20 protein-coding genes and 3 pseudogenes are annotated in these 22052 nt (G+C 69.7%); 8 read left to right on the forward strand and 15 right to left on the reverse strand.

Features of this window, described 5'->3' with window-relative positions:
* The first annotated feature begins 17 nt into the window (after positions 1-17).
* A complete protein-coding gene (locus QK442_RS19435; RefSeq protein ID WP_282695239.1) occupies positions 18-563 on the forward strand; it encodes an NUDIX domain-containing protein in 546 nt (181 codons plus the stop codon).
* A gap of 30 nt (positions 564-593) precedes the next feature.
* Here the strand turns inward: QK442_RS19435 and QK442_RS19440 are convergent, their stop codons facing one another.
* From QK442_RS19440 to QK442_RS19450, 3 genes are all read right to left on the reverse strand, one after another.
* Positions 594-803 (reverse strand): hypothetical protein, encoded by a 210-nt coding sequence (locus QK442_RS19440; protein ID WP_282695240.1) that lies wholly within the window; start codon positions 801-803, stop codon positions 594-596.
* Positions 800-1270, reverse strand: coding sequence for a hypothetical protein (locus QK442_RS19445; protein WP_282695241.1), 471 nt, complete (start codon positions 1268-1270; stop codon positions 800-802). The genes QK442_RS19440 and QK442_RS19445 overlap by 4 nt, the downstream gene beginning before the upstream one ends.
* Positions 1271-1505: 235 nt before the next feature.
* Positions 1506-3194 (reverse strand): hypothetical protein, encoded by a 1689-nt coding sequence (locus QK442_RS19450; RefSeq protein ID WP_282695242.1) that lies wholly within the window; start codon positions 3192-3194, stop codon positions 1506-1508.
* Positions 3195-3660: 466 nt separating this feature from the next.
* On the opposite strand from QK442_RS19450, the gene QK442_RS19455 reads away from it, so the two are divergent.
* Positions 3661-4071, forward strand: coding sequence for a TIGR03618 family F420-dependent PPOX class oxidoreductase (locus tag QK442_RS19455; RefSeq protein WP_282695243.1), 411 nt, complete (start codon positions 3661-3663; stop codon positions 4069-4071).
* A gap of 199 nt (positions 4072-4270) precedes the next feature.
* Here the strand turns inward: QK442_RS19455 and QK442_RS19460 are convergent, their stop codons facing one another.
* On the reverse strand, positions 4271-5146 hold the full coding sequence (locus tag QK442_RS19460) for a DUF5655 domain-containing protein (RefSeq protein ID WP_282695244.1): 876 nt from the start codon (positions 5144-5146) through the stop codon (positions 4271-4273).
* 165 nt (positions 5147-5311) lie between these two features.
* Here QK442_RS19460 and QK442_RS19465 point away from each other — a divergent pair, with 165 nt between their 5' ends.
* Complete coding sequence (locus tag QK442_RS19465) at positions 5312-5578, forward strand: DNA-binding protein (RefSeq protein ID WP_282695245.1); 267 nt, start codon at positions 5312-5314, stop codon at positions 5576-5578.
* 126 nt (positions 5579-5704) lie between these two features.
* Positions 5705-6504, forward strand: a pseudogene (locus tag QK442_RS19470) (IS5 family transposase); the annotation flags it as partial.
* Between the two features lie 130 nt (positions 6505-6634).
* Here QK442_RS19470 and ltrA read toward each other — a convergent pair.
* Positions 6635-8065, reverse strand: coding sequence for a group II intron reverse transcriptase/maturase (gene ltrA, locus QK442_RS19475; RefSeq protein WP_282695246.1), 1431 nt, complete (start codon positions 8063-8065; stop codon positions 6635-6637).
* 804 nt (positions 8066-8869) lie between these two features.
* Here ltrA and QK442_RS19480 point away from each other — a divergent pair.
* Positions 8870-9217, forward strand: coding sequence for a hypothetical protein (locus tag QK442_RS19480; protein ID WP_282695247.1), 348 nt, complete (start codon positions 8870-8872; stop codon positions 9215-9217).
* 36 nt (positions 9218-9253) lie between these two features.
* On the opposite strand, the pseudogene QK442_RS19485 reads toward QK442_RS19480, so the two are convergent.
* Positions 9254-10445: pseudogene (locus QK442_RS19485) on the reverse strand (IS3 family transposase).
* A gap of 175 nt (positions 10446-10620) precedes the next feature.
* Here QK442_RS19485 and QK442_RS19490 point away from each other — a divergent pair.
* Both QK442_RS19490 and QK442_RS19495 read left to right on the forward strand, forming a co-directional pair.
* On the forward strand, positions 10621-11259 hold the full coding sequence (locus tag QK442_RS19490) for a hypothetical protein (RefSeq protein WP_282695248.1): 639 nt from the start codon (positions 10621-10623) through the stop codon (positions 11257-11259).
* 77 nt (positions 11260-11336) lie between these two features.
* A pseudogene (locus tag QK442_RS19495) lies at positions 11337-11939 on the forward strand (transposase); the annotation flags it as partial.
* An 8-nt stretch (positions 11940-11947) separates the two neighbouring features.
* Here the strand turns inward: QK442_RS19495 and QK442_RS19500 are convergent.
* The 8 genes from QK442_RS19500 to QK442_RS19535 all read right to left on the reverse strand — a co-directional run bounded on the left by QK442_RS19500 (position 11948) and on the right by QK442_RS19535 (position 20415).
* Positions 11948-12241, reverse strand: coding sequence for a hypothetical protein (locus QK442_RS19500; protein ID WP_282695249.1), 294 nt, complete (start codon positions 12239-12241; stop codon positions 11948-11950).
* A gap of 41 nt (positions 12242-12282) precedes the next feature.
* Complete coding sequence (locus QK442_RS19505) at positions 12283-13536, reverse strand: IS256 family transposase (protein ID WP_282695250.1); 1254 nt, start codon at positions 13534-13536, stop codon at positions 12283-12285.
* Between the two features lie 823 nt (positions 13537-14359).
* On the reverse strand, positions 14360-15742 hold the full coding sequence (locus tag QK442_RS19510) for a DEAD/DEAH box helicase (protein WP_282695251.1): 1383 nt from the start codon (positions 15740-15742) through the stop codon (positions 14360-14362).
* 10 nt (positions 15743-15752) lie between these two features.
* On the reverse strand, positions 15753-16283 hold the full coding sequence (locus QK442_RS19515) for a hypothetical protein (RefSeq protein WP_282695331.1): 531 nt from the start codon (positions 16281-16283) through the stop codon (positions 15753-15755).
* A gap of 68 nt (positions 16284-16351) precedes the next feature.
* Complete coding sequence (locus QK442_RS19520) at positions 16352-17515, reverse strand: ROK family glucokinase (protein ID WP_282695252.1); 1164 nt, start codon at positions 17513-17515, stop codon at positions 16352-16354.
* 55 nt (positions 17516-17570) lie between these two features.
* Positions 17571-18383, reverse strand: coding sequence for an ATP-binding cassette domain-containing protein (locus QK442_RS19525; protein ID WP_282695253.1), 813 nt, complete (start codon positions 18381-18383; stop codon positions 17571-17573).
* The gene (locus tag QK442_RS19530; RefSeq protein ID WP_282695254.1) at positions 18380-19444 is read right to left on the reverse strand and encodes an ABC transporter permease; all 1065 of its coding nucleotides are present in this window, start codon (positions 19442-19444) and stop codon (positions 18380-18382) included. The genes QK442_RS19525 and QK442_RS19530 overlap by 4 nt, the downstream gene beginning before the upstream one ends.
* Positions 19441-20415 carry a sugar ABC transporter substrate-binding protein gene (locus QK442_RS19535; protein ID WP_282695332.1) on the reverse strand — a complete coding sequence of 325 codons (975 nt, stop codon included), beginning with the start codon at positions 20413-20415 and terminating at the stop codon, positions 19441-19443. Before QK442_RS19535 ends, QK442_RS19530 begins: the two co-directional genes overlap by 4 nt.
* A 245-nt stretch (positions 20416-20660) precedes the next feature.
* Between QK442_RS19535 and QK442_RS19540 the strand changes: the two genes are divergently transcribed.
* Positions 20661-21659 (forward strand): Gfo/Idh/MocA family oxidoreductase, encoded by a 999-nt coding sequence (locus tag QK442_RS19540; protein WP_282695255.1) that lies wholly within the window; start codon positions 20661-20663, stop codon positions 21657-21659.
* Here QK442_RS19540 and QK442_RS19545 read toward each other — a convergent pair.
* Entirely contained in the window at positions 21656-22048 is a 393-nt protein-coding gene (locus tag QK442_RS19545; RefSeq protein ID WP_282695333.1) for a PaaI family thioesterase, read from the reverse strand. The two genes, QK442_RS19540 and QK442_RS19545, sit on opposite strands and share 4 nt — an antisense overlap.
* Positions 22049-22052: the final 4 nt, after the last annotated feature.

Below are 22052 nucleotides of genomic sequence, written 5' to 3' on the forward strand. Positions count from 1 at the left end.
GGCAGGAGGACTGACGCGTGGGCTGGACAATGATGGGCAGCGAGGTCCTGCACGAGGGGCCCTTCATGACGCTGCAGCGCGATGACATCGTGCGGCCGGACGGGACCAGGGGCGTCTACGAGCATCTCGTGGCGCGGGACGGCGTGCGGATCGTCGCCGTCGACGGGTCCAGCCGGCGTGTTCTTCTCGTCGAGGACGACTTCTATCTCCGGCCGGAGCGGGTGCTGCATCTGCCCGGAGGCGGCACCGACGGACAAGAGCCCCGGGAGGCGGCCCGCCGGGAGCTGGAGGAGGAAACCGGCTACGTCGCCGAGGCGCTGGACCGTCTCGGGGTGATCGACCCCCTGCCTTCGACCACAGCCGCCCGCACCCACCTCTACCTCGCCACCGGCCTGCGGCCGGGCACGGTCTGCCGGGATGACACCGAGATCGGCATGACCGTGACCTGGTGGGACCTTGCCGACGCGATCGAAGCCGTGCGCGCCGGCCGGATCACCGAGGCCGGCTCCGTCGCCGGGCTCCTCCTTGCGGCCCAAGGCCCGCTCGCCGGTCTTCTGGGCTGAGGCCGGCGCCGGGCCCGGTCGTCGGAGCTATCACCCGCTGCGCCGGGCCGGCGTGCTCCCGTGGTCCCGGGCCAGGTACCGAAGCCCCACCGCGGCTGCCGCCGTGGTCACCAGCACCCCGATGCCGGTGACGACAACCGCCGTGCCCGGGGCGGAGGTGGTGAGCCGTCCGAGGACCAGGCAGAGCAGGACGGCGGGAAGGACGACCCCCGCGCACTTCACCGCGAACCACCTGCTCACAGGCGCCCGGACCAGACCGGATGGGTGTGTACGGGCGAGGCGTTGCGCGTCGTGAATCGCGGCCCGCCGCGAGCGGCCAGCTCCTGTCCGAGCGGAAGGAGTGCCTCGACGGCGGCGTTCACCGCGGTCCGGGCCTCGGAGTACCGGGGCCACGCCCGGACGTCGTCGTCCAGCACCCACGTACGGCACATATCGCTACGCGGGTCCGTGGCATCGGGGGAAAGGCCCGCCGTACGGTTGCGGTACGCCACCCAGTCCGGACGCAGGTCCGCCACCTCAGCGGCGGCCGTGAGCGCGTACCGCGCGCGCTCGGACAGGTCTCCGGTGGGCGGCAGGCTTTCCACCAGAGTCGTGAGCGTACGGACCACCGCGTCGCTGTCCGCCACGATCTCGCCGACCAGGGAGGCCGAGTCCGTCCACCGGATCCCGACCGCCGCCATCGGAGTGCGGCAGCTCAGGGCGACCAACGCCCTCCACGCGACCTCCCGCTCGACCGCTGCTCTCTTCCGGCTCCCCCAGCGCAACAGCAAGGCGCCTCCTCCGACTCCCCGCCCCACGAGGCGACACGGTTCCCGACGTTCCAGGAAGGACCCTAGCCACCGCCACACGGATGATCCCGGGCTTCCCCGGATTCTCTCCGGACAGCGTCCCGAACATGCTGGTAGTCGCCCGGAACGGTCGTGGGGCGGCCGTGCTCGAATGTCACCTCGGCTTCGGTGTAGGCACCAGCCAGAGCCGCATCTCGGACAGCAGCCCCGGCTCGGGCGGCCACGAGGCCGGATCCGTACGCCCGGTGAACCCGGCCGCATCCACGGGAGTCACGTCCGGGGTGCACGCGGCCATGAGCGGTGCCATGTAGTAGCCCAACGTGGCCGCCATCGCGACGCAGTCGGCATCGTCCCAGGAGGGAACGTCCTGCCGACCGTTCTGGGCAGCCGCCCAGTCGTAGTACTCCTGAGTGGCCCGGACGGCAGCGGTCATGGTGGTGTCGGTGAGGAACAGGGTGAGGCGGGTCAGATCGCGGAAGCCCCCGCCATGCCTACCGTCGTTCGTCAGGAGGGCGAGTTCGCCTTCGGGGCTGCCCTTGCGGTAGTCGACATGGGCGATCACATGATGATCGGGCCGATCGCCGTCGCGGAGGATCAGTCCCACCCCGGGCGCGGGCATCCGCGTCTCCAGGCCCACCGGAGCGGGATCGGTGGGTAGGCCCGGCGGCAGATCGATCGCGCCAAGCAGGGCGTGTCGGCCATGGCTGAGGTACGCGCCGACAGCCGCGACCCGCGAGCCGTCCCACTCAGCCTGCCGGGTCGGCGCGTCGTACCACTGCATGAGCCGGGCGGACACGAGGATGCTGGGCATCCAGCACCAGGACGGCCACTCGCCGTGCCGGCGCGCCCGGTCCTCCTCCAGCCGGGCGATGATCCCCGGGTATGCCTGCTCGATCCCCGTCTCAAGGCGGTGCCAGTAGTCCGAAGCCGCCCTGTACTTGGCGGCCACGTGACGCAGATCCAGATCCAGGTCGCCGTCCAGGGCCCGGTCGAACACCCCATGCGAGGCCGACGCCGGGGTAGGAGCGGCTGAGGGAACACCGCCTGCTTCGCCGGGGCCGTACTTCTCGCTCAGCGTGGCGGACAGGGCGGTGGATTGCGCGACGATCGCCTTCGCCACCGGCGTCGCGGCAGCAGCCTCCACGACCCGTACGCCACGCCTCTTCGCCTTCTGCGCAGCGAGCGCCCGGCCCAGCAGCGGCTGGGGGCGCTGCTCTGTGGTCTCCACGGCCGTGCTGGACAGGGCGTACCAGGACGCGACGACCGTGCGCAGCGGGACCTGCGAGTACAGGTACGCGGAGGGTACGTCGGTGTGCACTAGGCGTGCGTCGACGAGCGGCGCGAACGGAAGGTGCAGGTCGAAGTCGGGGATGCACGGCATGGTCTCGCCGCTCTGTCCCTCCGGAGGCGCTCCCCACCAGGTGAGGTGTACGCCGGGGCCGAACCCTTCCAGGGGCGGGCCCCAGGTGATGAACGACATGGTCCAGCCCTGCTGGAGATCGCACAGCGGCGTCTCCGCCACGAGCATGCCGGACGGCGAGGGCAGCAGATCCTCGGTGAGAGGCAGGCGAACCTGTCGGTCCTGAGCGACCGCCTTGACCGCATCCACGATCGGGGCGCTCATGGCGAACGTGTCACCAGTGGCCACTCGACGGTCCATAGCGCTCAGAATTCTGCGGACCTGCTCAGGCTGGTCCAGTGCACTCCACCTCGCCGGCATCGTGAACGACTGCCCGTCATCAAGGAACCGGCCCATCAGGTCGTGCCCGTACGCGCCCCGGGCGAAGCGCAGTGTCTCGGACCTCAAGGCGGCAGCTCGGTCAGCCAGCAGGTGCACCGTCATGATCGAACCCTATCCCTCCCCTCGGACGCTCATAAGAGGATCCCGCAGATCGCGACACATCCAGCGTCGGCTCGCGCCTCTCACCGGCATGCGGCCGTGGCCGAGCGGGGCGTCGATCCGGTCTACCCGTCCCGCAGAGCGGCCCGAGCGGCTGGATGAGATCCCCCGGGATGGGACCGTCACCGCCCAGGTCATCCTCGCCGAGATCGGCACCGACATGAGCGTGATCCAAGTACCGGTCGGCGGCTTCCTCCAATTCCGCGTTGCGGGCGAAGTCGTTGCGCTCGCCTCTCGAACCGGCATCCGCCGCGCCGAACAGTCCTCCGTCCGGAAACCGGAACACTGGGCGTACCTGGTGCCTGCCTCAGCGGTCGAACTCATCGGCTCGTCACGTACCGTCGGACCGCAGGCAGCATTCCGCACCGGGACGTACTGCGCCGCACGATCTGGATCAAGGAGATGGCCATTGAAGACCACCACCCAGCCGCTCGCCGACGGTGACGCCTTCTGGCAGGAGCGCCGGGTGTTCCTTCTGACCACTCAGCGCCCCGACGGCACCCCGCACCTCGCGCCGGTGGGCGTCACGTACGACCCCGAGACCCGGATCGCCCGCGTCATCTGCGACGGCGGCAGCAAGAAGGTGCGCAACATCCGCGCGGCCGGCCCTGGGGCTCCCGTAGCCGTGGGCCAGGTCGACGGGCGGCGCTGGTGCACCCTGGAGGGCACGGCCATCGTGAAGGACGACCCGGCATCCGTCGCCGAGGCCGAGCGCCGGTACACCGAGCGCTACAAACCTCCGCGGGTCAACCCCAACCGGGTCGTCATCGAGATCACCGTCACCCGCGCCATGGGTACCGCCAAGCCGTCTGGTTGGTAAACCTTCCCAGCCCTCCGTCCGGCGTGCGCGGCGAAAGGTAGCCGAGAATCCCCGGTTAGGCTAACCGGGGATTTTATGGATGATGGTTTCTCCACCGCCACTTCCTGCCCGCCCGTCGAAAGGCACCCTCACGACAGAAACTCCGCACGATGCGCACACGGCCGTAAGGGTCGTTGCACTTTTGCCCGGCCGTTGGCCTTCACGCCGCCGCGTAGCTGGCGCGGAACAGGTCCTGGGCACGCTCCAGGTCTCTCTCGGTCCGCAGCCGTACCTCCAGGTCACCCGTGCCATGGTGGCCCAGGCCCCTCACGTTCCTGGTGAAGTCGGGGACGAGGTCGATCTCGGTCGGGTCGAGCGAGAGGTACACGTGGACCTTGGCCCGCTGAGGTGGGCAGATGCTCGCGAAGTTCCGCAGCCGCTGGTAGGCGCAGTACTGCTTGCGCTGCACCTTGGTGATCCCGTCGCCGAGGCCGAGGAGGACCTCGTCCGCCGCAGCAGCCAGCTCCGCGATCCGCTCACGCCCCGCGCACACCGGCCGCGCCGGCCCCGTGCGCCGCTTCGGCCTGCCCTGCGCCGGCCGCCCCGTGGCCGCCGCCACGGTCTCAAGGCCGATCAGGTCCCTGCCGAAGAAGCGGTAGCGGACCAGGTCGATGCTGCGCCGGTGCTCGCGTACGGCGTGAACGTCGTAGCGGGTGTAGTCGCCGGCCACGCAGATCAGCCGGGGGCCGCTCCAGAGCACCTGGGCCGCGGCTGTCGTCCCGAGCCGGTCGCGGACCAGGTACTCGAACTCGCCCCTGTGGTCCATGAGCCAGCTCAGGTAGAACAGCCCCTGGTTGATGACGCCCGGATCCGTGCCGCGCTTGTACTCGACGACGACGGGGGCACCGTTCTCGTCGAGCCCGAGAGAGTCGATCCGGCCGGCGTGGACCGGCCCCGTGCTGTACTCGGACGCCAGGAACCGGACCCCCAGAAGCGCCTCCATGTTCGCCTCGACGACGTCCTGGACATCTGCTTCAACCTCTGCAAGCCGAGACGGTATCTCCGTCAAGTGCCCCTCACTGCTGTAGAGCCTCACTTATTCGCCCCCGTCATACCTTCCCACTCCGACGTGGACACAACAGCGGGGCGGTCGGATTCATTTCCGGCGGAAGCCCACACGTTCGCGGGAGCAACATAGACGCACCGACCCTCCGAGCGCCCCTGCCCAGTAGCAACGCCCCTCAAGGAGAAAGTCACCAAAATGCTGGTACATGATGAAGAGTCGCAGGCTTCTCGTTACACCCTTGCTCAGATCCGCGCCACCTGGCGCGGAACCGCGAGCATAGAGCAGGCATCCAAGGCGCTCGGGTTCTCGCGCGCCAAGGGCTACGACCTGGTGCGTCACGGCCAGTTCCCGTGTCGCGTGCTGCGGGTCGGCCGTACGGCGCGAGTTGTCACCGCCTCCCTCGTCCGCGTACTCGAGACCGGCGAACCGGAGTACAACCATCACTCCGCCAGCCAAGGCTGACACATAAGCGAGCCCCGGAGTCGATGGGTCAGTTCACCGACATGACCCGGCGCGAACACCCCGGTTGGACTAGGAACTGTCCGGCGGATCATGTGACTGTCGGACGGATGACTCGTTGTTCTCGGCATGGGGCGGGGTGATCTGACGAATGCGGAGTGGGCTCGGCTGGAGCCGCACTTGCCGGCGTTCGGACAACGTGGCGGGCGGTGGAACGACCACCGCAAGGTGATCAACGGCATTCTGTTCAGGGTCCGGACCGGCATACCGTGGCGGGACCTTCCCGAGCGTTTCGGCAGCTGGAAGACCATCTATGAACGGCACCGGCGCTGGTCGGCGGACGGCACCTGGGACCGGATCCTGCGTGCCGTCCAGGCCGACGCCGACCTCGCCGGCCGGATCGACTGGAGCATGGTCAGCGTCGACTCGACGTCCTGCCGGGCCCACCAGCACGCGGCCGGGGCCCGGAAGAAGAAGCCGCGCGTCCCGAAAAAAGGACAACGCCCCGGCACCACCGCCCCGACGAAGGACTCGGACGGTCCCGGGGCGGCCTGACCTGCAAGATCCACCTCGCCGGTGAAGGCGGATGCCGGCCCCTGTCCTTCCTCCTCACGCCCGGCCAGTGGGGCGACGCGCCGCAGATGATCGGCGTCCTCGAACGCATCGCCGTTCCCCGCCCGCAGGGCGGACGGCCACGCACCCGACCGGACCACCTGGGCGGCGACAAGGCATACAGCTCACGCCGCAACCGCCGCTACCTGCGAAGACGCCAGATCAAACACACCATCCCCGAACCGAAGGACCAGCGGGCCAACCGCAAACGACGCGGCAGCAAAGGCGGCCGGCCCACCGGCTTCAACAGTGAGATCTACAAACGCCGCAACGAGGTCGAGCGCACGATCAACCGGCTCAAGAACTCTCGGGCCGTCGGTGAGGTCGACTCGGGGCGCCCTGCCGATGTCTCCATCGGTGGGTTTCCCCGAGCCGCCTCCCGAACCCGGCGTGCCCGTCTCCGGGCACCGGGCTCTCCACAAGTCCCGTTTCGGGGTGTTCAGTTCCTCATGCCGTAGTGGGCCACGGGGTCGGGATGAGTGTTCCCCGGTATCGGTATCTCGTCGTGCTTACCTTCGCCGGGTTGAACAGTTCCACTTCCTCCGTGGCAGGCCACCAACCACCGCCGTAATAGCGTCGACGGAGCTGCTTCCAAGTGATCCCGGGATGCTTGCGCCGAATCCACCGTGTAACCCTCATCCATGTGTAGTGGCTGAGGTAGCAGAAAGCGACGTTCGACACCCCTGGACGGAAGTACGCGCACCATCCCCGCAATACCGGGTTCAGCCGGTGCAGCAAGGACTCCAGCGACAAGCCGACGTTCTGCCGTCCGGTCAGTTCCTTCACCTTCGCCGTTGCGGAACGCACTGACTTCCGCGCCGGATAGGTGTAGATGTACTGCCGGTCAGTGCCCCGTTTCCGGTGACGCTGGATGCGCCAGCCGAGAAAATCAAGGCCCTCATCGATGTGTGTGATCCTTGTCTTCTCCACCGACAGACGCAGGCCCATCGGCTTCAGCACCTCCGCGACCTCGTCGCGTAGTTCCTCGGCGTGTTCACGGCGTCCGAAGACGAGCACGAGGAAGTCGTCCGCATACCGGATCAGCCGGTAGTTGGGCAATCCCCGGCGCCGTCTCCTGCGCCGATCCTCGGAGGTACTACCTGGTCCTCCGAGGCCCTGGGCAATGTGCTCGTCCAGGGCCGAGAGCGCGATGTTGGCCAGCAGCGGCGACAAGATCCCACCCTGCGGGGTTCCGGTGCGTGTGTCCGTGAAGGCTCCGTCCTGGGACAGGATCCCGGACTTGAGAAACGCCTTCACCAAGGACAGCACCCGCTTGTCCCCGATCCGATTCCTCACCCGTTCCATGAGGGCCGGGTGCGAGATCTCGTCGAAGCACGCCGTGATGTCGCCCTCCACCACCCACTCATAGCCATGGCTGGCGAGATAGCGTGTCTCGGCGATCGCGTCATGAGCCCGACGGTTCGGGCGAAACCCGTATGAACACGGGAGGAAATCCGCCTCGAACACCGGCTCCAGCACCAGTTTCAAGGACGCCTGGACCACCCGGTCCGCCACGGTCGGAATCCCAAGGCGACGGAGCTTTCCGTTCGCCTTGGGGATCATCCGCTCACGGACCGGAACCGGCTGGAAGCTGCGGTCTTTGAGCTGACTCCGCAGCCTGTCGAGGAATACCTCGACTCCCTGCCCGGCCTCGATGGAGCGGGCGGTCTTCCCGTCCACTCCGGCCGTGCGGGCGCCCCTGTTGCCCCGGACACGGTCCCACGCCACCAACAGGAACGCGGGATCGGCCACGAGATTGAACAGATCGTCGAACCTGCGATGAGAATCATCAGCAGCCCAACGGTGCAGCTTGGCCTGAATCCCCAGTACCCGGCGCTCGGCCTTCATCAAGGCCCACTCCAGCTCGTCGGTATTCACCGGCGACAACCTCCTGGCATTCCAGCATCCTTACTGCCGACTTGCTGGCCCCCTTCCCCCTGTGACCGGCTCTCCCGGCCTCCGAGTACTACAGGGCCTCCGTCCTGCCCCACGGCCATCAGCCGGCGATGGGCCTGCCCCCGTCCGGACTGGCGGCCCGGCTTGAGGGCGACCGCGGGCAGTTCCCACGTTCACCATGGAATCGATCGACGGGTGAGGTGCCCAGCTCTACCCCGGCAGCATCGCCACGCTTACGCCGCAGACTTTCGGCGCGGCCTCCCCACCGATGAGTAGAGTCGGCTTCGGAGTCGACCACCGAACACACCGGTGGTCGCGCACTGCGTCCGGCCCGCATCCGCCAGGTTGGAGCCGGTGTCGTAATTACGGGGCGTCAGGCACTGGTTCCTCGCGTACACCTTCCCGTCTCGCTTGCCGGACCCGAGCCGTCTGGCAGTACCAGCCCGTCCCGACGTTGTCGGGGCTGCTTACCGCCCGCCTCGGCATCCCCCGAGGCGAACTGCCCCCTGCTTCAACCGGGTTGCTGCGACAACCCGGCGGTGAAGGTCTCTCACCTCACTCGACTCCATGGCGCCTCGTGGCGCACCCACCCGCTACGACAAGAGGGCCTACGTCTTCCACGGAACCGTCGCCATCGCGGCGATCCGCCTATGGCTCCGACCCTGATCCGCCGGACAGGTCCTAGAGCGTGTCTCCCAGGCTGATGACGGTCTCGCATCCCAATCTGCGAGACACGCTCTAGTTGTGGGATCATGGCAACTGAGCAGAAAACTCAGGTGGTTGACCTTGGCTGACGTGCTGATCAGGCGTGGAGTTGCCGGACTGCCGAGCGTGTCCCGCTCGGATGTCCCCGGGAACTACCCGTACGAAGCGATCAGGGTGGTGAAGCTCCTCCGCGCCGCCGGCTTGACCGTCGAGTTCGAGGACGAGAAGCCTGATCGCACCTACCTGACCCACGACGCCGCCGAGTTCTGGCTGCCGATCATCGAGTTCGCCAGGGACGTCGGGAAAGAAACCCTGATCGCAACGCTGACTGGCTTGGTCTCCTCCTACACGACGACGAAGATCCTCAGGAGGGGCGATTCATCCGGCGAAGAGGTGACTGTTCCGTCCCCCGTTCTGCACGTGGAGTGAGCTGCCCCGAGTTTCGTAGAGTCCGGTGGTCTTGGTTCAGGCGGACTGCAGGGTCTGCTCCTGGCTTCGCCAGAAAGCTTCCTCGTACTCTGCGGGCGGAACGTAGTCGAGCGCGGAGTGAAGGCGTTCTTCGTTGTACCAGGTGATCCATTGGAAGATCGCCCGTTCGACCTGCTCGACGTCCTTCCAGGGGCCCTGCATTTCGATGAGTTCGGCCTTGAAGGTGCCGTTCAGGGCCTCGGCCATCGCGTTGTCATACGAGTCGGCGACCGACCCGACGGAGGCGGAGGCGCCGATGTCCGCGAGCCGGTCGGTATACCGAATTGACACGTATTGGGCCCGCGGTCGCTGTGATGGATGAGGCCGGAGTCCTTCTTGATCCTCCGCCTCCACAACCCCATCTCCAGTGCGTCCAGAGGGAGCTCGGTTCGCATGTGGTTCGCGACCTGCCAGCCGACGATCATCCGCGAGTACACGTCCAGGACAAACGCCACATACGCCCACCCGGACCAGGTGCGGACATACGTCATGTCCGCCACCCACAGCTGATCGGGCCGCGAGGCGGTGAAGTCGCGGTCGACCAGGTCCGGCGGCCGGGGTGCCGACGGCTCCGGCACCGTGGTGCGACGGCGCCGGCCACGGATGACGCCCTCCAGACCCAGTTCGGCCATCAGCCGCTCGACCGTGCAGCGGGCCACGACGACGCCTTTGCGCCGAAGCGCGCGGGTGATCCGGCGGGCGCCATAGGTGCCGCCCGACTCCGCGTGGATCTCCTCGATCAGCGGCATGAGCTGCTCGTCGCGGAGCCGGCGGGCCGACTTCGGCCGCTTCTTGCGGGCGAAGTACGTCGACGGCGACAGCTCGAGCACCCGGCAGACGGGATCGACCCCGAGACCCTTCTGGCGCAGGTGGTCTATCACCTGCTCGGCCTCGTCCGGGGACGGTCGATCTCCTGGGCAAAAAACACCGACGCGGCCTTGAGGATCTCGTTCGCCCGCCTCAACTCGGCATTCTCTTTGCGAAGCTGCCTGAGTTCGTCCTGCTCGGCGGAGGTCAGCCGGTCGTCGCGTTCGCCCCGGTCGGCCTCGGCCTGGCGGACCCAGCCGCGCAGGGCCTCCTTGTGGATGCCGAGGTCCTTCGCAACGTGCGCGATCGGACGGCCGGTGCTGCGGACCTCGCGGATCGCGCGCTCCCGGAGTTCGTCCGGGTACTTACGTGGTGCAGGCATGGTGCTCGTGGATCTCCTTCGCCAGGATCGTAACCCTGGCATCAGGGACTCCACGAAACACAGTGCAGCTCAGAGGTAGCCCGGCAGGGTGACCTGACCACCAAGCTGGTGCTGGACGGCCCGGCCGACTCGGTCCTCGAAGCGATCACCAGGATCGAGAGGTGGGGTTCTGAGGATGAGCGCCGTCAGCTCCCCGAGGGATGAGAACGAGGTCTTCCAGCAGTGCCAGGTCGACCTTGAGCAGGCCAAAGCTGCGCGCCACCCCGATCCAGCTGCGCTAGAGATCCTGCGGCGGCTGAGGGGGGAGCTGCGGCGGGTGATGGACCGTTCCGAAGGGTACGACCTTGCCCTCTTCGACCGAGCTCATGAGCTGCTGGACAAGGTAGGCGGGTTTCTGAGGCGGACTTATCCGAAGGCTTGCACCATGGCCTACCGCGACGGCGTCTACTACCGGGAGTGTCCAGTCGACCTTGGGCATCTTCGGGTCGGGTTTAGCGTGGAGACACGCGTGGACGAGTCGGAGTGCTCGATTTGTGGACTTGATCCTGACGAATGCGATCACATCCCCGGTGAGTCGTACGAAGGCCGTGAGTGCCTCATCCTCATCACGAAGGCCCAGATCCTGGCGGCGGCCCTCGTAGCCAACCCGAGGTTCCGAGACGCGCGCTTCGGCAGCCTGCAGCTCGGCACATCTACCGAGCTGCGTGCTGCTCTTGGGCCCAATTTCCGGCCGGGAGTGAGGCTCATCTGCGATAAGTGCCTCGCGGGATGCCCTGGCCTCAACCGAGGCTTCGATGGGTCGACACACGGCTGATCGACAGTTGTGGACGCTCTCGTAATTCCCCAGGGGGAAGTTCACATAATTCCCCACCTGGTGGCCTCAAGGCAGCCCCCAAGCTCACCCACCGTTCTTCCTGGGCCGCGGCCGACGGCACCCTCCCGATCGTCGAGGGGACCGTGATCCGCCTGGACATCGATCATCTGCCCAGCGGAGCCACCCCGAAGCCGGTCTGGCTGTGGTGGTCAGGCACCGACGCCACCGAAGCGGACAGCGACCGACTCTGGCAGGCATACCTGCGGCGCTTCGACATCGAGCACACCTTCCGTCTGTTCAAGCAGACTCTCGGCTGGACCCGTCCGAAGATCCGTACCCCCGAGGCGGCGGACCGCTGGACCTGGCTGATCCTCACGGCCTACACCCAACTGCGACTGGCCCGGCCACTCGCAGCCGACCGGCGTCGCCCCTGGGAGAAACCCGAGCCTGTCGAACGCCTCACGCCCGCCCGCGTCCGCCGCGACTTCCGGCACATCCGCCCGACAGTCACCTGTCCGGCCAGCGCACCGAAACCCTCCCGCCCCGGCCCCGGCAGGCCACCAGGCCACAAGAACACCCGGCCCACCCCACGACACGACGTCCACACAGTCCGCAAAACCGACACCGCCACGTCCCGGAACAAGAAGTCAGCGACCCCACGACCTCGTCGCACAGGTTAAAGATCAAGTTAGGCGAAGGCGAACCGCAGGACCATCGACACTCCGATGATGGCCCCGATCCCTCCGGCGACCCGAAAGACCATGGGGCGGCCTGGCTCATTGTCGGCTGCGGTCGCGCGGCCCTTGATCGCTTTCACTGCCATGTCGCGGAAGTTCAACGCCAGCGCGGTGCCATAGAGGACCAGGAACGTTCCAACGACCAGCTGGCCGGACGAGACTCGGCGCTGCTGCAGGGTTGCACTTCCGCGTGCTGGTCGTTCTCGTGGTGCACTCACAAGCTGCTTCACCTCCGCCGGTGCCACCAGCGAGTAATTGTCAATTCCTGTGGATCGGTTGAGGTTGTTCAGGCTGCGTGAGCCTCGGGGCGTTCGACGAGGTGGCCGCGTTCGAAGCGGGCTCCGGCGCGAACGAGGGCGACGAGGTGGGGTGCGTTCACGGCCCGCCAGCGGGCCTGGGCGGACTCGACGAGCTTGAAGACCATCGCGAGGGCGGCGGCCGCGCTGCCGGCTCCCCGGGTGACCTTGGTCCGCAGCCGGACCGTCGCGAACGTCGACTCGATCGGGTTGGTCGTGCGCAGGTGGATCCAGTGCTCGGCGGGGAAGTCGTAGAACGCCAGCAGTTCCTCGACGTCGTCGCTGATCTTCTTGACCGCCTTGGGCCACTTCGTGCCGTAGGCATGCTCGAAGGCGGTGACCGCCTTGAGCGCGTGGTCGCGGTCCTCGGCGTTGTAGATGTCCTGCAGGGCCTTGCGGGCCCCGGGCTGGGCCGACTTCGGCAGGGCATTGACCACATTGGCTGTTTTGTGAACCCAGCACCTCTGATGCCGGGCGGCCGGGAAGACCTCTGCGAGGGCCTTCCAGAAGCCGAGCGCGCCGTCGCCGACCGCGAGGACGGGCGCGCGCATGCCGCGGCGGGCGCAGTCACGCAGCAGGTCGGCCCAGGACTCGGCGGACTCGCGGTAGCCGTCGGCCATCGCGATCAGCTCCTTGGTGCCGTCCGCGCGCACACCCATCAGCACCAGGACGCAGGACTTCGCCTCGGCCAGGCGGATGCGCAGGTGGATGCCGTCGGCCCAGACGTAGACGTAGTCGGATCCGGCCAGGTCACGCTCCCCGAATGCCTTGTGGTCGGCCTGCCACTGGGTGGTGAGGCGGGTGACGGTGGCCGGCGAGAGACCGGCTGAGCTGCCCAGGAACTGCTCCAGCGCGGGCACGAAGTCGCCGGAGGACAGGCCGTGCAGATAGAGCAGCGGCAGCACCTCGCTGATCTTCGGGGACTTGCGGCACCACGGCGGCAGAATCGCCGAGGAGAACCGCTTGCGCTCCCCGGTGGTCTCGTCGATGCGCTTGTCGTTCACCCGCGGGACTTTCACCTCCACCGGCCCGGCGGCCGTGGTCACCGACCGGGGCTGGTGATAGCCGTTGCGCACCACCAGACGACGGCCCTGGCCGTCGCGTTGATCAGCCAACTCGGCTATGTAGGCGTTGACTTCGGCTTCCAGGGCGGCGGCGAGCATCCGCCTCGCCCCTTCACGGACGATCTCGTCGATCAGGGAGCCGTTCGGGGTACTGCCGTCGGCATTGACTACGCTGAGCACGGGCGTGCCTTCCCGACCCGCGCTGCGAACGCGGGCCTACTCGGTGACCATCACAGGATCAATCGGGAAGGTACGCCCTTCGCGTCCAACCCGACGTTGATCCACAGGTCTTGAGCATTGCTCGCCACCAGCTCACCACCACTTCAAGGAGACTGTCCCTAAGCCCCGTGCGGGCCGGGCCGCTCCCGCGGGGGCTTCTCCCTGCCGTGTCTCCTGGGGGCGCCACGATGTCTTCTATCCGAACACAGAAGCCCCGCCGAGGTCGACCCGGCAGGGCTTCTGGATCTCACGTGCTCTCACACAGGTCTCACCGATAGGGCGGACGCCACTGGACACAGGGCTTCGACCTGGCTTTTCGTCTCTGAGATGGACCGCTTGTACGCCTCTGGACGGTCCTTACAACCTGTGGAAGGTGGTGCCCAACGAGGGGCCCAGGACCAGGACGGGCGCGTCCTCGGGCCCGTCGACTCGGTGTTGCAGGGTGTTCGTCAGTGTCTCACTCACTCGCCCGAGCCTCTCATCTCCCCTGACGCCCCCGGCGGCCGGGGTGGCGGAGAGGGGACGGACACCACCGGTACGCCGGGGGGCGCCGGCCCTTGGCCTGGGCCGGTACGCCGGGGGTCACCGGCCCCTGCCCCGGGCCGGTGCGCCGGATGTACCGGCCCCGAACCCGCCTCGGTACGCCGAGTCGGCAGCCCCGATCCCGCGCCGGCGCGCCGGGGTCACCGGCCCCGAACCCGCCTCGGTACGCCGAGTCAGCGGCCCCGGACCCGCGCCGGTACGCCGGGGTCACCGGCCCCGATCCCGCCCCGGCACGCCAGGGTCAGCGGCCCCGGCGGACGCGGGCGGCCTTGCGGGCCTCGGCCAGTTTTCGTTCCTCGGCCGAGCGCCGGGACTCGTTCTTGGCGCGGCCGGGCCTGCCGGGGACGGTGCCGATGCCCCGGAAGACCGCGCCGCCGCGCTTGGGGCGCTCGGTGCTGGGCGCGCTGCCGTCGACGGGGACGCCGGAGGGGGCCTTGGCGCCGGTGAGGCGGCGGAGTTCCGGCCCGCCGGACCGGACCTGGGTGACCTGGGGGCGGAGTCCCGCGTCCGCCATGAGGCGGAGGACGTCGCGGCGCTGGTCGGGCAGGACCAGGGTGACGACGCTGCCGGAGCCGCCGGCGCGGGCGGTGCGGCCGCCGCGGTGGAGGTAGTCCTTGTGGTCGGCCGGCGGGTCGACGTTCACGACGAGGTCGACGTCGTCGACGTGGATGCCGCGCGCGGCGACGTTCGTGGCCACCAGGACCGTCACCTCGCCGGTGCGGAACCGCTCCAGGGTGCGGGTGCGGACCGGCTGGGACTTGTCGCCGTGCAGGGCCGCGGCCCGTACGCCGCTGCCCAGGAGGTGCGCGGTGAAGCGGTCGACGGAGGCCTTGGTGGCCAGGAACATGATCACGCGCCCGTCGCGGGCCGCGATCTCCGTGGCGGTGGCGAACTTGTCGGCGCCGTGCACCTGGAGGACGTGGTGCTCCATGGTGGTGACGGCGGCGGCCGAGGGGTCGGCCGAGTGGACCACCGGGTCGTGGAGGTAGCGCCGGACCAGGAGGTCGACGTCACCGTCGAGGGTGGCGGAGAACAGCATGCGCTGGCCCCCGTCGCGTACGAGGTCGAGCAGCCCGGTGACCTGGTCCGTGAAGCCCATGTCGGCCATCTGGTCGGCCTCGTCGAGGACGGTGGTCTCCACCCGGTCCAGCCGGACGTCCTTGCGCTCGACGAGGTCCATGAGGCGGCCGGGGGTGGCGACCACGACCTCGGCGCCCTCGCGCAGCGCGGCGGCCTGCCGGCCGATCGGCAGGCCGCCGACCACGGTGGCCGTCCGCAGCCCCAGCACCCGGGCGTACGGCGTGAGCACGTCGGTGACCTGCTGGGCCAGCTCGCGCGTGGGGACGAGGACGAGCGCCCGGGGCCTGCGGGTCTCGGCCCGGCGGCCCGCGGTCCGCACGAGGAGCGGCAGCCCGAAGGCGAGCGTCTTCCCCGAGCCGGTCCGCGCCCGGCCCAGGGCGTCCCGCCCGGCGAGGGCGTTCGGCAGGGTGGCCGCCTGGATCGGGAAGGGCGTCTCGATCCCCTGCTCGGTGAGCAGCTCCCGTACCCCGGTGGGCAGGCCGAGCTCGTCGAAGGACGCGACGGCGGGAAGGGCCGGGGCGGTGGGGCGGGGGGAGCTGTTCATGGGGTCCGTTTCAGGGGCTGGTGGTGGAGACCGCGAAGACGCGCGGGAAGGCCGGGTCCGTGAGGTCGACGGTGATGTCGGTGGACGGGCGGGGTTCCTCGCGGTCGACGGTCGTGCCCGACCAGGACAGGCCGTCGGGGAAGGTCCAGCCGACGATGTCCGCGTCCCGGTCGGAGACCGTGATCCGGCCCGGGGTGAGCGCGGAGCGGCCGGTGCCCGACTCGGCGAGGAAGGTGTCGAGGCCGGTCGCCGTGGTGGTGAACCGGACGTAGAGCCGGCTGGTCTTCCAGTTGCTGGTCTCGTAGTAGGCGACGCCGGAGGCGCCCGCCGGGATGGGCACCTCGAAGATCCGGCGCTTCATCAGCGAGGGCCAGTTGTCCTGGAGGCCGACGACGGAGGACTCGCGCTCCTTGTCGATGCCGCTCTCCCGGCTCTGCGCGGCGGAGATCACCAGATAGCCGGCGGGGATGCCGACGAGCAGGACGATGATGACCGCCGTCAGCCAGCGGCGGCGGAGCATGCGGCCCCGGTCCTCCGGCATCCGCTGCCCGGGCAGGAGCTTGTCCGGTCGGCGCTCCTCGGGCGGGGTCGCGGGTGGGTGGTGCACGGTCACGTCGCGGGGTCCTCCGGGGTGCGGGAGGCGCGCCCGTGCGTCCCGGCGCGGAAGGCCTGCGCGTAGCGCTCGTACCGCTCGTAGCGCTCCACCCGGCGCCGGTTGGCGCGGCGGAAGCGGCGGGCGACGAGCCGGGCGAGGTCGGCGGCGCCGACCATGCCGGCCTCGGGGCCGAGCTGGGCGCGGGTGATGCGGGCCTCGGGGCGGTAGCCGCGGCCGGTGAGGTGGCGGCGGAAGGCGTCCCGGGCGGGTCCGATGAGCAGGTCGTCGGCGGCGGAGACGCCGCCGCCGATGACGAAGCAGGAGGGGTCGAGGGCGGCGGCGAGGTTGGCGATGCCGACGCCGAGCCACTGGCCGATGTCCTGGAGGAGTTCGACGCACATGGCGTCGCCCTCGCGGGCCAGTTCGGTGATGAGGGGGCCGGTGATCTCGGGGACGTTCCCCTTCACCCGCTCGATGATGTTGTACGCCACCGGGGAGTCGGCGGCGGCCAGTTCGCGGGCCTCGCGGACCAGGGCGTTGCCGGAGCTGTACTGCTCCCAGCAGCCGCGGTTGCCGCAGGGGCAGCGGTGGCCGCCGGGGACGACCTGCATGTGGCCGAACTCGCCGGCGACGCCGTACTTGCCCCGCTTGACCCTGCCGTCCTCCAGGATGGCGCCGCCGATCCCCGTACCGAGGGTGATCATGACGAGGTGGTCCTCGCCGCGTCCTGCGCCGAAGCGCCACTCGGCCCAGGCGGCGGTGTTGGCGTCGTTGTCCACCATGACGGGGACGGCGAGGCGGTCCTGGAGGGCATCCCTGAGGGGTTCGTTGCGCCAGGCGAGGTGGGGGGCGAAGAGGACGCGGGCCCGGTCGGCGTCGACCCAGCCGGCCGCGCCGATGCCGACGGCGTGCACGTCGTGCCGGTCGGAGAGGTCCAGGACCAGTTCGACGATGGTGTCCTCGACGACCTTGGGGCTCTTGGACTTGTCGGGGGTCTCGGTGCGGATCTTCTCCAGGATGGTGCCGTCGGCGTCGACGACGCCCGCCATCACCTTGGTTCCGCCGATGTCGATGCCCACCGTCGGCACCCGGGGCGCCGAGAGGTGGGAGCGCCGCTCGCGGGTGCCGACGGTCCGCAGGACACCGCCCCGGGCGGCGGGGTCACGGTAGCTACTCATCGCGTCGATTCTGCCAGGAGGGGTGCCGGGTCCGTGTGAGGAGACGGAGGGCGGGTCACGGGGCGGTGGGGCGCTCCAGCTCGTGACGGAGGTCGTCCAGCTCGCTGCCGCCCGCCATCTGGCGGGTCAACTCGTCGAGCGTCACCGACCCCTTGGCGTGGCTCGCGGCCATGAGGCCCCGCTTGAGCAGCACGAAGCGGTCGCCGACGAGGTAGGCGTGGTGGGGGTTGTGGGTGATGAGGACCACGCCGAGGCCCTGGTCGCGGGCGGCGGCCACGTACTTCAGGACGACGCCGGACTGTTTGACGCCGAGGGCGGCGGTCGGCTCGTCGAGGACGAGGACCTTGGCGCCGAAGTGGACCGCGCGGGCGATGGCCACGCACTGGCGTTCGCCGCCGGAGAGGGTGCCGATGGGCTGGTCGACGTCGCGCAGGTCGATGCCCATGCGGAGCAGCGCCTCGCGGGTGGTGGTCCGCATCCGCTCGACGTCGAGCCGGCGGAAGGGGCCCTTGCCCTTCGTCGGCTCGGAGCCGAGGAAGAAGTTCCGCCAGACGGGCATCAGGGGGACGACGGCGAGGTCCTGGTAGACGGTGGCGATGCCCCGGTCGAGGGCGTCGCGCGGGGTGCCGAGGACGACCTCCTCGCCGTCGATGCGGAAGGTGCCGGCGTCGTGCCGGTGCAGGCCGGCGACGATCTTGATGAGGGTGGACTTGCCGGCGCCGTTGTCGCCGAGGACGCAGGTGATCTCGCCGGCCCCGACCTCCAGGGAGACCCCTTCGAGGGCGCGGATGTTGCCGTAGTACTTGCTGACGCCGGTCAGCTCCACGAGCGGGGTCGTCCGTGCCGTCGTCGCCGTCGTCGCCGTCATCGGGTCGCCTCCACGCGCTTGCGGATCCAGGCGTTCAGCAGGGTCGCCAGGAGGAGCATCGCTCCCAGGAAGAACTTGAACCAGTCCGGGTTCCACTCGGCGTAGACGATGCCCTTGCTGGTCATGCCGAAGATGAGGGCGCCGACGGCGGAGCCGATGGCCGAGCCGTACCCGCCGGTGATCAGACAGCCGCCGATGACGGCCGCGATGATGTAGATCAGCTCGTTGCCGACGCCTTCGCCGGACTGGACGACGTCGAAGGAGAAGAGCAGGTGCTGGCCGGAGATCCAGGCGCAGAGGGCGACGCCCAGGTAGAGGCCGATCTTGGTGCGGCGGACCGGGACGCCGACCGCGCGGGCCGCGTCGGCGCCGCCGCCGACCGCGAAGATCCAGTTGCCGAAGCGGGTGCGGAGCAGGATCCAGGTGGCGAGGGCGACCAGGCCGAACCACCACAGGACGGTGACCTTCAGCTCGACGCCGCCGACGGTCAGCGTGGAGGCGAAGACGGCGTGGGCGGAGGGGAAGCCCTCCATGTCGGCGATCGTCTTGGTGGAGACGGTGCCGGTGATCAGCTTGGTGAGGCCGAGGTTCAGGCCGGTCAGCATGAGGAAGGTGCCGAGCGTGATGATGAAGCTGGGCAGCTTGGTGCGGGTCAGCATGAAGCCGTTGAAGACGCCGACGGCGAGGGTGACGAGCAGCGAGACGCCGACGCCGACCCACACGTTGGCGGTCATCTGGTAGCTGAACATCGACGAGACGAGCGCCGCGCTGGTGACGAGGACACCGGCGGAGAGGTCGAACTCGCCGCCGATCATCAGCAGCGCGACCGGGACGGCCATGATGCCGAGGACGGAGGCCGCGTAGAGGACGGTGCCGAGGCCGGCGGGGCGCAGGAAGCCGTCGGCGACGACCGCGAAGAAGACGAAGACGGCGAGGGCGCCGACGACCGAGCCCAGTTCGGGGCGGGCGAGGAGCTTCTTCAGCGGGGTGGTGCGGAGCAGTCGTTCGTCGACGTGGTCGAGGTCGTCGCCCGGTGTCGGAGGGGGCGCGGTGGTGCTCATCGGGTCCCCCGCTCCGTGTACCGCTTCAGGGCCTCGGCCTGGTCCTCGGTGATGATCTGCGGTCCGGTGAGGACGGGCTTGCCGCCGCCGAGGACGTCGGCGTTGTAGCGGTGGAGCCAGAGAAGGTCGACGGCCTCGTAGCCCTGGAGGTAGGGCTGCTGGTCGACGGCGAAGCCGAGGGTGCCGTCGGCGAGGGCGGCGGCGACCTTGGCGTTGAGGTCGAAGGTCTCGATCTCGGCCGTGCTGCCGGCGCTCCTGGCGGCCTGGACGGCGGTGTCGGCGAAGGGGGCGCCGAGGGTGACGACGGCGTCGATGGCCTTGTCGGACTGGAGTCTGGCCTCGATGGTCGCCTTCACGTCGGGCATGTTGGTGCCGTCGACGTAGAGGTCGACCAGTTCGCCGCCGAAGGTCTCCTTCGTGCCGGCGCAGCGCTGTTCGTGGCCGACGTTGCCCTGTTCGTGCAGGACGCACAGGGCCTTCTTCTTCCCGCGCTTCGTCAGCTCCTCGCCGACGGCCTGCCCTGCGACGGTCTCGTCCTGGCCGATGTGGGTGAGGGCGCCGAAGGCCTTGGACTGGTCGGCGCCGGAGTTCACGGTGATCACCGGGATGCCGGCCTTGACGGCCTTCTCCACGGACGCCTTCATCGCGTCGGGCTTGGCGAGGGTGACGATCAGCCCGTCGACGCCCTTGGCGACGTACGAGTCGATGAGCTGCGCCTGCTGCTGACCCTCGTCACTGTGGGCGTAGAGGAAGGTGATGTTGTCCTTGGCGGCGGCCTGCTCGGCGCCGTTCTGGACGATGTCCCAGAAGGTGTCGCCGTCGCCCGAGTGGGTGACCATGGCGAAGGTCCAGCGAGGGGTGTCCACGGCCGCCCGGCCCTGGGCGGCGGCGGCCTTGCGGGCGTCCTCCGCGCGCTTGCCGCCGGTGCTGCTGCACCCGGCGAGCGCCGCTGTGAGCGCGAGGGCGAGCACGGCGCCGACAGCGGCGCGTACCCCTCCCGTCCGAAGCCCTGTCCGAAGCCTGGTCACGGGGTCGTGCCCTCCTTTGTGTCCTTCTGCGTGCATTGCAGTATCGGTCATGCGGGTCGGGGCACTCGCCGGGGGGCCGTCGTCACCCGCGCTTCCCCCTGTGCTTCACCCGTGCTTCTCCGACACTTGTCCTGCGCCGGTCCGGGCAAACCTTGACACCGTCCGGCGGGCGCCCCCACGGTGAGATCATGCGCATCGGACTCATCGGTACGGGCCGGATCGGGAGTTTCCACGCGGGGGTGCTCGCCCGGCATCCGGGGGTCGGTTCGCTGGTGGTGACCGACGCCGATCCGGTGCGGGCGGACGCGGTGGCGGCGGCGCTGGGCGCCGAGGCCGCGCCGGACGTGACCGCGCTCCTCGGCCGGGACCTGGACGCGGTGGTGATCGCCTCGGCGACGGCCGCGCACGCGGAGCTGATCGGCCGGGCCGCGCGGGCGGGCCTGCCCGCCTTCTGCGAGAAGCCGATCGCCCTGGACGTGCCGGGCACGCTGGCCGCCCTCGCGGCGGTGGCGGAGGCGGGCACCGAGCTCCAGCTGGGCTTCATGCGCCGCTTCGACGCCGGCTACCGGGCGGCCAGGGAGGCCGTCCGCGCCGGGCGCCTGGGGAGGCTGCACACGGTACGGACGGTGACCTCGGACCCGGAGCCGCCGCCCGCCGCGTACCTGCCGCTCTCCGGCGGTCTCTTCCGGGACTGCATGGTCCACGACATCGACGTCGTGCGCTGGGTGACGGGACGCGAGGTCGTGGAGGTGTACGCGCGCGGCGCCGACGCGGGCCCCGCGATGTTCCGCGAGGCCGGGGACGTGGACACGGCGGCGGCCCTGTTCACCCTGGACGACGGCACGCTGGTGACGGCGACGGCGACCCGCTGCAACGGCGCGGGCTACGACGTGCGGATGGAGCTGGCCGGCGACCGCGACCAGCTCGTGGTGGGCCTGGACGACCGGGCACCCCTCACCTCGCTGGAGCCGCACGCCCCCGCCCCGCCGTCCAAGCCCTGGCCGGGCTTCCTGGAGCGCTTCGCCCCCGCGTACGAGGCGGAGCTGGACGCCTTCGTCCGGCTGGTGCGCGGCGAGGTCCCGAACCCGTGCGACGGCGGCGAGGCGCTGGCCGCGCTGCGGGTCGCGGAGGCGTGCGAGCGCTCCCGGCGCGAGCACCGGCCGGTGACGGTGGTCGCGGAGGGTTAGCCGACCGCGCGGACGGTGCCCTGGGCGAGGGCGCAGAGGGTCTCGCCGCCCTCCTCGTCGACGGTGAGGAGTTCGCAGCGGACGACGGCCTGGCGGCGGCCCGCGTGCAGGACCTCGGCGCGGGCGCGGAGGGTGACGCCGACGGCGGGGCGGACGTAGTCGATGGAGTAGCCGGCGGTGAGGACGGCCGCGCCCAGGACGGTGCCGGCGGCGAAGGTGATCGCGTTGTCGGCGGCGTACGAGAGGACTCCGCCGTGCACGAAGCCGTTCTGCTGGCGCAGGTCCTCGCGGATCGGCAGTTCCAGGGTGGCTCCGCCGTCGCCGAAGGCGCGGACGTCGGCGCCGACGAGACGGCTGAAGGGCTGGGCCCGCAGGATGTCGCGTGCCATGGCG

Source organism: Streptomyces sp. CC208A (assembly GCF_030010625.1).
Lineage (GTDB): Bacteria > Actinomycetota > Actinomycetes > Streptomycetales > Streptomycetaceae > Streptomyces.